Origin of the sequence: Thermomonas mangrovi (assembly GCF_028201335.1) — a bacterium.
Taxonomy (GTDB): Bacteria; Pseudomonadota; Gammaproteobacteria; order Xanthomonadales; family Xanthomonadaceae; genus Thermomonas; species Thermomonas mangrovi.
In genome coordinates, this window is record NZ_JAPEVV010000007.1 from 291,342 (window position 1) to 301,932 (window position 10,591).

At 71.6% G+C, this 10,591-nt stretch carries 11 protein-coding genes; 6 read left to right on the forward strand and 5 right to left on the reverse strand.

The window, feature by feature from the left end:
- Positions 1–71: 71 nt before the first annotated feature.
- On the forward strand, positions 72–1,433 hold the full coding sequence (mpl, locus tag ON759_RS11710) for a UDP-N-acetylmuramate:L-alanyl-gamma-D-glutamyl-meso-diaminopimelate ligase (protein WP_271680566.1): 1,362 nt from the start codon (positions 72–74) through the stop codon (positions 1,431–1,433).
- Complete coding sequence (locus ON759_RS11715) at positions 1,426–2,037, forward strand: LON peptidase substrate-binding domain-containing protein (RefSeq protein ID WP_271680567.1); 612 nt, start codon at positions 1,426–1,428, stop codon at positions 2,035–2,037. Before mpl ends, ON759_RS11715 begins: the two co-directional genes overlap by 8 nt.
- Positions 2,038–2,046: 9 nt before the next feature.
- Here ON759_RS11715 and ON759_RS11720 read toward each other — a convergent pair whose 3' ends face one another.
- Positions 2,047–3,978: a bifunctional DedA family/phosphatase PAP2 family protein gene (locus ON759_RS11720; RefSeq protein WP_271680568.1), complete on the reverse strand. Its 1,932-nt coding sequence runs from the start codon at positions 3,976–3,978 to the stop codon at positions 2,047–2,049.
- A gap of 59 nt (positions 3,979–4,037) precedes the next feature.
- On the opposite strand from ON759_RS11720, the gene ON759_RS11725 reads away from it, so the two are divergent.
- From ON759_RS11725 to ON759_RS11735, 3 genes are read left to right on the forward strand one after another with little or no spacing between them, the layout of a single operon-like run.
- Positions 4,038–4,856 (forward strand): SDR family oxidoreductase, encoded by an 819-nt coding sequence (locus ON759_RS11725; RefSeq protein ID WP_271680569.1) that lies wholly within the window; start codon positions 4,038–4,040, stop codon positions 4,854–4,856.
- Positions 4,857–4,898: 42 nt separating this feature from the next.
- Positions 4,899–5,330 carry a VOC family protein gene (locus ON759_RS11730; RefSeq protein WP_271680570.1) on the forward strand — a complete coding sequence of 144 codons (432 nt, stop codon included), beginning with the start codon at positions 4,899–4,901 and terminating at the stop codon, positions 5,328–5,330.
- Positions 5,331–5,333: 3 nt separating this feature from the next.
- Entirely contained in the window at positions 5,334–6,554 is a 1,221-nt protein-coding gene (locus ON759_RS11735) for an acetylornithine transaminase (protein WP_271680571.1), read from the forward strand.
- A gap of 3 nt (positions 6,555–6,557) precedes the next feature.
- On the opposite strand, the gene ON759_RS11740 is transcribed toward ON759_RS11735, so the two are convergent.
- The 3 genes from ON759_RS11740 to thiE are packed head-to-tail and all read right to left on the reverse strand — an operon-like array spanning position 6,558 to position 9,609.
- Positions 6,558–7,685, reverse strand: a complete 1,128-nt coding sequence (locus ON759_RS11740; protein WP_271680572.1) for a trans-sulfuration enzyme family protein — start codon at positions 7,683–7,685, stop codon at positions 6,558–6,560.
- Positions 7,682–8,977 (reverse strand): glutamate-1-semialdehyde 2,1-aminomutase, encoded by a 1,296-nt coding sequence (hemL, locus tag ON759_RS11745; protein WP_271680573.1) that lies wholly within the window; start codon positions 8,975–8,977, stop codon positions 7,682–7,684. The genes ON759_RS11740 and hemL overlap by 4 nt, the downstream gene beginning before the upstream one ends.
- On the reverse strand, positions 8,974–9,609 hold the full coding sequence (gene thiE, locus ON759_RS11750) for a thiamine phosphate synthase (protein ID WP_271680574.1): 636 nt from the start codon (positions 9,607–9,609) through the stop codon (positions 8,974–8,976). Before thiE ends, hemL begins: the two co-directional genes overlap by 4 nt.
- A 62-nt stretch (positions 9,610–9,671) precedes the next feature.
- Here thiE and ON759_RS11755 point away from each other — a divergent pair, with 62 nt between their 5' ends.
- Positions 9,672–9,866, forward strand: a complete 195-nt coding sequence (locus ON759_RS11755; RefSeq protein ID WP_271680575.1) for a rubredoxin — start codon at positions 9,672–9,674, stop codon at positions 9,864–9,866.
- A 19-nt stretch (positions 9,867–9,885) separates the two neighbouring features.
- On the opposite strand, the gene ON759_RS11760 is transcribed toward ON759_RS11755, so the two are convergent.
- Positions 9,886–10,335: a DUF192 domain-containing protein gene (locus ON759_RS11760; RefSeq protein WP_271680576.1), complete on the reverse strand. Its 450-nt coding sequence runs from the start codon at positions 10,333–10,335 to the stop codon at positions 9,886–9,888.
- Positions 10,336–10,591: the final 256 nt, after the last annotated feature.

Below are 10,591 nucleotides of genomic sequence, written 5' to 3' on the forward strand. Positions count from 1 at the left end.
CAAGCGAGTATCGGGGAGCGACTTGCGAGGCCTGCCTGCCGCAGCCTCGACCCCGCCCTGGAGCAACCCACGTGAAACTCCACATCCTCGGCATCGCCGGCACCTTCATGGGCGGCGTGGCCGCGCTGGCGCGCGAACTCGGCCATGAGGTCGAAGGCAGCGACCAGAACATCTACCCGCCGATGTCCACCCAGCTGGAACGGCTGGGCATCGCACTCCGCCCGGGCTACACGCCCGGCAACATCTCCGCGGACTGCGACGAGATCGTGGTGGGCAACGCGTTGTCGCGCGGCAACGAGGCGGTCGAGCACGTGCTGGACGCCGGCCTGGCCTACACCTCCGGGGCGCAATGGCTGTCCGAGCGCCTGTTGCCGGGCCGCGACGTGCTGGCGGTGGCAGGTACCCACGGCAAGACCACGACCACCACGATCCTCGCCTACCTGCTGGAGGCCGCGGGACGCGCCCCCGGCTTCCTGATCGGCGGCGTGGCCGAGGACTTCGGGGTGTCGGCGCGGGTCGGTCGCGGCCGCGAATTCGTGGTCGAGGCCGACGAATACGACACCGCCTTCTTCGACAAGCGCAGCAAGTTCGTCCACTACCGCCCGCTGGTCGCGATCCTCAACAACCTGGAATTCGACCACGCCGACATCTTCCCCGACGTCGCAGCGATCCAGCGCCAGTTCCACCACCTGGTGCGCACCGTGCCGCGGCGCGGCCGGCTGCTGGTGAACGGCCACGACCACCACCTGCGCGAGGTACTCGCGATGGGCTGTTGGACGCCGGTGGAGCGCTTCGGCTTCGATGCGTCGTTCGAATGGTGCGCGCGCAAGCTGCGCGAGGACGGCAGCGCGTTCGCGGTCGTGCACGGCGGACGCGAGGTCGGCATCGTCGAATGGCCGCTGCTCGGCGACCACAACGTCCTCAACGGGCTGGCCGCGCTGGCCGCCTGCGCGGCGGTCGGCGTCGACATCGCGGGCATCCTGCCGGCGCTGTCGCGGTTCCGCAGCGTCAAGCGGCGGATGGAGGTGGTCGGCACGCATGCCGGCATCACCGTGTACGACGACTTCGCCCACCATCCCACCGCGATCGCGACGACCCTGGCCGGGCTGCGCGCGAAGGTCGGCGATGCGCGGATCGTGGTCGCGATGGAGCCGCGCAGCAATTCGATGCGCCTGGGCGCGCATGCCGATGCGCTGGCGCCGTCGCTGGACGTCGCCGACGCGGTGGTGTTCCTCGCGCGGCCGGAATTGCCCTGGGATGCCGACAAGGTGATCGCGGCGATCCGCGGCGACGCGCAGGCGGTGGCCGATGCCGATGCGCTGGTGGCCCGCTTGCGCGCATTGGCGCGCGCCGGCGACCACGTGGTGTTCATGTCCAACGGCGGTTTCGATGGCGCACCGCGGCGTTTCCTCGCCGCCCTGCGGGATGGCTGAGTCGCGTTCGCTGCCGTTGTTCCCGCTGCGCAGCGTGCTGGTGCCCGGCGCGGCGCTGGACCTGCGGATCTTCGAGCGTCGCTACCTCGACATGGTCCGCGACTGCGGGCGACAGGGCAGCGGCTTCGGCGTGTGCCTGCTGGTGGACGGCGACGAGGTCGGCGCACCGGCCACGCCCGCCGCGTATGGCACCGAGGCGGTGATCGAGGATTTCGGGACCACCCCGGACGGGCTGCTCTCGCTGCGCGTGCGCGGACGCCGGCGCTTCCATGCCGCCGCTACCCGCGTGCGCGACAACGGCCTGCTGGTGGCGGACGTGGCATGGCGCGAAGACCTCGCGCCCTCGCCGCGGCTGCGCCCCGAACACGCGCTGCTGGCCGAGCTGCTGCGCCGGATCCTGGTGCAGGTCGGCGATGTCGCGCTGGCGGGCGGCGGCGATCCCGCGCCGGCGCTGTTCGAGGACGCGGCATGGGTGGGATGGCGCCTCGCGGAACTGCTGCCTCTCGACCTGGCCCAGCGCCAGCGCCTGCTGCAGCTCGACGATCCCCACGAACGCCTGCAACGCCTGCTCGATGGCATCGCCGAGGCCGCCGGACCCGGCTGACCGGCGCGATCAGGGCGGGTCGAGCCGGACCTGCAACGGTGCGTCGGGGCCACGCAGGCTGGCCGCCAGCACGCGCACGTCGTCCGGCAGGGCATGCGTGTGCGGGACCGGCAGCCATAGCGTGAGCAGGTCCAGGTGCCGGCGTGCCTGCATCCGTTCGTGCCGCGCGACCCACAGCGGCGTCCCGCTCGCCAGCCGCACCGGCGCCTGCCAGATGCGCAGCACCTCGAGCGTGTCGGCGCGCTTGCCGGGGCGCCGCAGCAGCAGGGTTTCCGGGCGCGCGTCCAGCGCTACCGGCAGCACCGGTTGCCGCGCCAGCGGGGTGTCCTCGTCCAGCAGGCCGATCACCCGGGTCCAGTCCGCCGCCGGCTGCGCGCGCCAACCGGCGGCTTCCAGCCGGCGTCGCAGCAGGGCGAGGTCGCCGCGCACCTGCAGGTCGAAGTGGTGCGGATCGTCGATGCCGCGCGCCACCCATTGCGCGTCGGCGATGACCCGCGACGGCGGCGGCGGTTCGAAGCGGGCGAGCAGGCCGTCCATGCTGCGCGGGGCATGCCACAGCGCCACCAGCATGAAGCTGCCGTAGAACGTCCATGCCAGCGGCCGCATCCAGAACGAGCGCGCGCTGCGCCGGCGGTAGGCGATGCCGAGCACCAGCAGCCAGACCACGCCGAGCAGCACGCCGCCGGTGAGGTCGCTCAGCCAGTGGGCGCCGAGGTAGAGCCGCGCGAAGCCGACCAGCGCGGTGGCGATGCCGGCCAGCAGGTAGGGCCACACGCGCTGGCGGCCCGGCAGCTCGCGCGCGATTAGCACCGCGAAGAAGCCGAACACCACCGTGGTCATGGTCACCGCCACCGATGGGAAGCCGAAGCCGGCCACCGCGGTCGGTGGACGCGGCATGTCGGCCACCGCGTCCAGCCCGGTGGTCAGCAGCAGGCCCACGGCGATCGCCGCGGCCCAGTGGATCGCGGCCATCCAGCGCTTGCGCCACAGCAGCCAGGCCATCGCCGCCAACGCCGGCACCCCGAGCACGGGCGCGCTGCCGATCGCCGCCATCGCCGCCATCAGGCGGTCGGCCAGCGGGTTGCGCAGCGCGAACATGAAGGCGTGGACCTCGTGGTCGAGCAGCGAAGGCCCGCCGCGCAGCAACAGGGACGCGCTGAACCATGCCCACAGCCACGCCACCGCGAACAGGCAGACCGCGAGCAGCAGCAGCGAGGCGGATTCCGGCCGGCGCGGGTCGATCACCGCGGCGGTGTAGCGGCCGAGTCGCGGATGCGCGCGGGTCCAGCGCAGCGCGCGCGCGAGCAGGTTGTCGGCGTGGTTGGCGAACCAGCGCCAGGTGTAGAGCACCAGCGCCCACGCCAGCGCCAGCGCGGCGAACAGCCCGAGCAGCACCAGCGCGAGCTTGTCGGCGACTGCGGCCACCGCGTCGTAGGAGGCGCCGAAGATCCAGCCGGGGGCGAGGAAGGCGCCCGCCCAGGCCAGCGCGGCGAAGGCGCTGGCGGGCACGTAGCGCCGCAACGGCATGTGCAGCATGCCGGCTACCGCGGGCACGAACGGACGCACCGCGCCGATGAAGCGGGCGGTGACGATGCCCTTGCTGCCGTGCCGGCGGAACAGGGTTTCGCCGCGTTCCAGCAGGGCCGGGTAGCGCTTGAACAGCCAGAGGTCGCGCATCGCCGGGCCCCAGCGCCGGCCGATCCAGTAGCTCAGGGCGTCGCCGGCGAAGGCCCCCGCCGCCGCGCAGACCACCGCGTAGGGGCCGTTGATGTGGCCGAGGCCGATCAGCGCGCCCACCGCGAACAGCAGCGGCAGCGCCGGGATCACGATGCCGACCACCGCCAGCGCATCGCAGAACGCCACCAGGAACACCAGCAGCCCCGCGGCCTGGGGATGCGCGCCGATCCAGGCCACCGTGTTGTCGAACCAGGCGCTGTGCATCGGCGGAGTATACGGGGGCGGGATTACACTCCCGCCCTCCCCACACGCGGCCGCGGCGCATGTCGAACCTCTCCGGCAAGACCCTGTTCATTACCGGCGCGTCGCGCGGGATCGGCCTTGCGATCGCGCTGCGCGCGGCCCGCGACGGCGCCAACATCGCGATCGCCGCGAAGTCGGCGGTGCCCAATCCCAAGTTGCCCGGCACCATCCACGACGCGGCGCGCGCGGTCGAGGCCGCCGGCGGTCGCGCGCTGCCGCTGAAGTGCGACATCCGCGAGGAAGACGACGTGCGCGCGGCGGTCGCGGCGACCGTGGATGCCTTCGGCGGCATCGACATCCTGGTCAACAACGCCAGCGCGATCTGGTTGCGCGGCACGCTGGACACCCCGATGAAGCGCTTCGACCTGATGCAGCAGGTCAACAGCCGGGGCAGTTTCCTGTGCGCGCAGGCCTGCCTGCCGCACCTGCTGCAGGCGCCGAACCCGCACATCCTCACGCTGGCGCCGCCGCCATCGCTGGCGCCGAGATGGTGGGGCCCGCACACCGGCTACACGCTGGCGAAGATGGGCATGAGCTTCGTCACCCTGGGCCTGGCCGCCGAGTTCGGCCCCCGGGGCGTGGCCGTCAATGCGCTGTGGCCGCGCACGGTGATCGCCACCGATGCGATCAACATGATCCCCGGCGTCGACGCCGCGATGTGCCGCCGTCCGGACATCGTGGGCGACGCCGCGCATGCGGTGCTGGTGCGCCCGGCGGCCGGTTTCCACGGCCATTTCCTGATCGACGAGGACGTGCTGCGCGAAGCCGGCGTGTCCGACTTCGCCGGCTACGCGGTCGATCCCGCGCAGCCACTGCTGCCCGATCTGTTCCTCGACTGAATCCCTGCGGCCGCGTGCGGCCGTCGCCACGGAGCTTCCCGCATGAAATACCTGCACACCATGGTCCGCGTCCGCGACCTCGAGGCCTCGTTGCGCTTCTACTGCGAGGGCCTCGGCCTGAAGGAGATGCGGCGGATGGAGAACGCGGCCGGGCGCTATACGCTGGTGTTCCTCGCCGCCGACGAAACCCCGTCCGCCGAGGTCGAACTGACTTACAACTGGCCCGACGCCGACGGCAACACCGAGGACTACGGCAGTGCGCGCAACTTCGGCCACCTCGCGTTCCGCGTGGCCGACGTCTATGCGACCTGCACGCGCCTGCAGGCGATGGGCTACACCATCCATCGCCCGCCGCGCGACGGCCACATGGCCTTCGTGCGCTCGCCGGACCTCATCTCGATCGAACTCCTGCAGGACGGCCACCTGCCCCCAAGGGAGCCCTGGGCCTCGATGCCCAACACCGGAAGCTGGTAACCCATGACCACCGAGACCTTGCTGGGCTACGGCCGCGATTACTACCTGCCGGTCTACAGGCCGCGCGAACTGGTGCTGGCGCGCGGGCAGGGCGCACGCGTGTGGGATGCCGACGGCCGCGACTACCTCGATTTCGGCGCGGGCATCGCGGTGTGCAGCCTGGGCCATTGCGACCCCGACCTCGTCGCCGCGCTGGTCGCCCAGGCGGGCACGCTGTGGCATACCAGCAACGTGTTCTACAGCGAGCCGCCGCTGCGCCTGGCGCAGGAGCTGGTGGCGGCTTCGCGCTTCGCCGAGCGCGTGTTCCTGTGCAACTCGGGGGCGGAGGCCAACGAAGCGGCGATCAAGCTGGTGCGCAAGTGGGCCGCGGCGCAGGGGCGTGCGCCGACGCAGCGCACCATCGTCACCTTCCGCGGGAGTTTCCACGGCCGCACGCTGGCCGCGGTCACCGCCACCGCGCAGCCGAAGTACCAGGAAGGCTACGAGCCGCTGCCGGGCGGGTTCCGCTACGTCGACTTCAATGATCTGGGCCAGCTCGAGGCGGCAATGGCCGGTGGCGATGTCGCCGCGGTGATGCTGGAGCCGGTGCAGGGCGAGGGCGGGGTAATGCCGGCGGCGCCCGGTTTCCTGCCGGCGGTGCGTGCGCTGTGCGATCGCCACGACGCGCTGCTGGTGCTGGACGAGATCCAGTGCGGCATGGGGCGCGCCGGCACCCTGTTCGCGCACTGGCAGGATGCGGTGGTGCCGGACATCGTCACCCTCGCCAAGGCGCTCGGCGGCGGGTTCCCGATCGGCGCGATGCTGGCCGGTCCGCGGGTCGCGCAGGCGATGCAGTTCGGCGCGCATGGCACCACCTTCGGCGGGAACCCGCTGGCGGCGTCCGTCGCGCGCGTGGCGCTGCACAAGCTCGGATCGGAGGCGATCGCCGGCAACGTCGCCCGGCAGGCGGCGGCGTTGCGCGACGGGATTGCGGCGATCGATCGCGACCTGGGCCTGTTCGCGGAAGTCCGTGGCCGCGGGTTGATGCTCGGTGCGGTGCTGGCGCCTGCCCATGCCGGCAAGGCCGGGGCGATCCTCGACCTCGCCGCGGCGCATGGCCTGTTGCTGCTGCAGGCCGGGCCCGACGTGCTGCGCTTCGTGCCGGCCCTCAACATCACCGACGACGAGGTGGCCGAGGGCCTGCGCCGGCTGCGCGATGCATTGTCGGCGTACGCGGCGGGCTGAGCCTCAGCCCAGCGCCTGCGCGAGGTCGGCGACCAGGTCGCCGGCATCTTCCAGCCCCACCGAGATCCGCAGCAGGTCCTGCGGCGAGCGCGGGTGCGCGCCTTCCACCGACGCGCGGTGCTCCACCAGCGATTCGCAGCCGCCCAGCGAGGTGGCGTTGGTGAACACGCGGAGGCGGCCGGCCACCGCCAGCGCGGCATCGCGACCGCCATGCAGCTGGATGCTGAGCATCGCGCCGAAGTCGCGCATCTGCCGCGCGGCGATGGCGTGGCCCGGATGCGACGGCAGGCCAGGCCAGTTCACCCGCGCGACCCGCGGATGGGTCGAGAGGAACGTGGCGACGGCGCGGGCGTTCGCGCAATGCATCGCCATCCGCGCGCCCAGCGAACGGCAGCCGCGCAGCGTCAGCCACGCACTGAACGGCGCCATCACGCAGCCGGTGACATGCAGGCGATGCGCGACCCGCTGCGCGAGGGCGTCGTTGCGGGCGAACACCAGCGCGCCGCCGAGCACGTCGCTATGCCCGCCGAAGTACTTGGTGGTCGAATGCATGACGATGTCCGCGCCGAGCGCCAGCGGTCGCTGCAGCAGCGGCGTGGCGAAGGTGTTGTCGGCCACCACCACCGCGCCCGCCGCGTGCCCGAGCGCCGCCAGCGCGGCGATGTCGCAGACCTTGAGCAGCGGGTTCGAGGGCGTCTCGATCCACAACATCGCCAGCGGCTGCGCGCAGGCCGCGCGCACGGCGTCGAGATCGGCCATGTCCACCTCGATGGGGACGATGCCGCGCTCCGGCAGGAACTCGGCGAACAGCATGCGCAGGCCGGTGTAGCAATCGTCCGGGAACAGCACGCGCGCGCCGGTCGGCAGCGATTCCAGCAAGGTCGACATCGCCGCCATGCCCGAGGCGAAGGTCATCGCCTCCTCGCCGCCTTCCAGCGCCTTCAGCGCCTCGCGCAGGCGGTCGTTGGTCGGGTTGCCTTCGCGCTGGTACTCGTAGCCGGCCACGCGCTCGCCGGCGGGGCCGTGGCGGAAGGTGGTGGCCAGGTGGATCGGTGGCGCAACGGCGCCGGTCGCCGCGTCCGGCTCATGGCCGGCATGCACCGCGAGGGTGCCCGGCTGGTGCGTGCTCATGCGGCGCTCCCGATGGCCTGGAACGCGGCTTCCGCGGCGCGGAGCGTCTCGGCGATGGTGGCGTCGTCATGCGCGGAGGAGACGAAACCGGCCTCGAACGCCGATGGCGCGAGGTACACGCCGCGTGCCAGCATCGCGTGGAAGAAGCGGTTGAACGCGGCGGTGTCGCAGGCCATCGCCTGCGCATACGTGTCGACCTGTCCGGCGCTGAAGAACAGCCCGAACATGCCGCCGACGCGCTGCGTGGTGAACGGGATGCCGGCGGCGCGCGCCGCGGCTTCCAGGCCATCGCAGAGGGCGTTCGTCTTCGCCTCCAGCGCGTCGTGGAACCCGGGTGCCTGGACCAGGTCCAGGATCGCCAGGCCCGCGGCCATCGCCACCGGGTTCCCACTCAACGTGCCGGCCTGGTAGATCGGGCCCGCGGGCGCGATCTGCTGCATCAGGTCGCGGCGGCCGCCGTAGGCGCCCACCGGCATCCCGCCGCCGATGACCTTGCCGAAGGTCGACAGGTCCGGGGTCACGCCATAGCGCGCCTGCGCACCGCCCAGCGCGACGCGGAAGCCGGTCATCACCTCGTCGAAGATCAGCACCGCGCCATGCTGCGTGCACAGGTCGCGCAGGTGTTGCAGGTAGCCCGGGCGCGGCGGCAGGCAGTTGGCATTGCCGACCACCGGCTCGACGATCAGGCCGGCGATGTCGTCGCCGCATTCGTCGAACAGCTGCGTCGCGGCCTCGAAATCGTTGTAGGGCAGGGTCAGGGTGAGGTCGGCCAGCGCCTTGGGCACGCCGGGCGAGGTGGGCACGCCGAAGGTCAGCGCGCCGCTGCCGGCCTTGACCAGGAAGCTGTCGCCGTGGCCGTGGTAGCAGCCTTCGAACTTGACGATGCGGCTGCGCCCGGTCGCGCCGCGCGCGAGGCGGATCGCCGACAGCGTGGCCTCGGTGCCGGAGTTCACCATGCGCACCATCTCGCAGCTCGGGATCAGCCGGGTGATGGCTTCGGCCATCGTGACTTCCAGCGGGTTCGGGGTGCCGAAGCTCAGGCCGTTGCGGGCGGTCTCGATCACCGCCTCCAGCACCTTCGGATGGTTGTGGCCGACGATCATCGGCCCCCACGAACCGACGTAGTCGATGTAGCGGTTGCCATCGGCGTCGAACAGGTACGGGCCGTCCGCGCGCTGCACGAAGAAGGGCTCCCCGCCCACCGACTTGAAGGCGCGCACCGGCGAGTTCACGCCGCCGGGCATCAGCGCCTGGGCGCGTGTGAAAAGGTCGTGCGAACGGACGGTGTTCATGCGGGCGTGGGGTCCTTGAAGCAGTAAAGATAGGCGCGTGCGGCGGCGGCCGGATCGGCGGCATCGAACACGCCGCTGATCACCGCCAGCAGGTCGGCGCCGGCGGCGACCAATGGGCCGCCATTTTCCGGGGTGATCCCGCCGATTGCCACGCGCGGCAGGCCCGGGGCGGCGCTGTCGCGCAGCAATTGCAGGGACGCGCGGCGGGCACGCGGTTTGGTCGGCGACGGGAAGAAGGCGCCGAAGGCGAGGTAGTCGGCGCCTTCGCTGGCGAGCCGGCGCGCGCGCGCGAGGTCGTCGTAGCAGGAGACGCCGATGATCGCGGCATCGCCCAGCAGCCGGCGGGCGTCGTCGACCGAGGCATCGTCTTCGCCGAGGTGCACGCCGTCGGCATCGAGCTCGCGCGCCAGGCCCGGATCGTCGTTGACGATGAAGGCGACGTCCGCCTCCCGGCAGGCCTTGCGCAGGCGCTGCCCGGCGACCATCAGCACATGTCGATCGAGGCCCTTGGCGCGCAGCTGGACGCAGGACGCGAACGGCAGCAGCGGCAGGGTCCGCGCGAGCAGCCGTTCCCCGTCGTGCTCGTCGGGCGTGAGCAGGTACAAGCCACGAGGCAGCTGGCGTCGGGTCATGTCGCTTCCGCAAGGCGGCGCCGGATGGGAGAATCGCGCCACGTCCCCGCATTATCCCCCCGATGACCGATCCCGCAGCCGCCGAGTCCCCCTACCGCACCTGGATGTGCGTGGTGTGCGGGTTCGTCTACGACGAAGCGCGGGGATTGCCCGAGGACGGCATCGCCCCCGGAACCCGCTGGGAGGATGTCCCGGACACCTGGACCTGCCCCGATTGCGGGGTGGGCAAGGACGACTTCGAGCCGATGCAGGCCTGAGCCTGCGCCACGCCCCGCTTCATTTCGCAGGTGGGATGCCCGGGCCGAAGCGCAGTTCGGCGCCGTCCTTGAGCTGCAGTCGGGCGGCCTCGCCGGCGTTCAACTCCAGCACGTAGCGCGCCGGCGCATCGCTGGGGTACGAGGGGCAGCCATCGCCGAGCGAGCACGGCGGGACGTCGCGCTGCTGCGCGACCAGCTTGCGCTCGTCGTCGAAGTACAGGATGTCCAGCGGGATCTTGGTGTTCTTCATCCAGTAGGCCTGCGGCTCCTCGGCGTCGTGGATGAAGAGCATTCCGTGGCCGGTCGGCAACGCATCGCGGAACATCAGCCCACGGGCGCGCTCCGCGTCGTCGTCGGCGATCTCGATCGCGTAGCGCTGGTTGCCGAGTCCGACCCATGGTTGGCGCGCGCCGGCGCATGCCGAAAGCGACCACGCGATGGCGACGATCAATGCAGGGCGAAGACGCATCCGATGGCTCCGTATGAAAGGCGGCACCTTGCGCGCGCTGCACGGATTGCGTCAAGGCGTCAAGACTTCCCAAGCCGGATCTTGGCGGGCATGATGCGCGCCCTTCCCGAGGCAACGCCGGTCGGCAAGCTGAAGGAAAGCAAAAATCATCATCACGGGGTGTTGACGTTCTTCAAAACCCTTGTATGATGTGCGGCTCCCTCGGGCTGATTGATGTTTCGGGGGTTGGGCAAGGCGCTGAGGCCGAAGCCCGGGA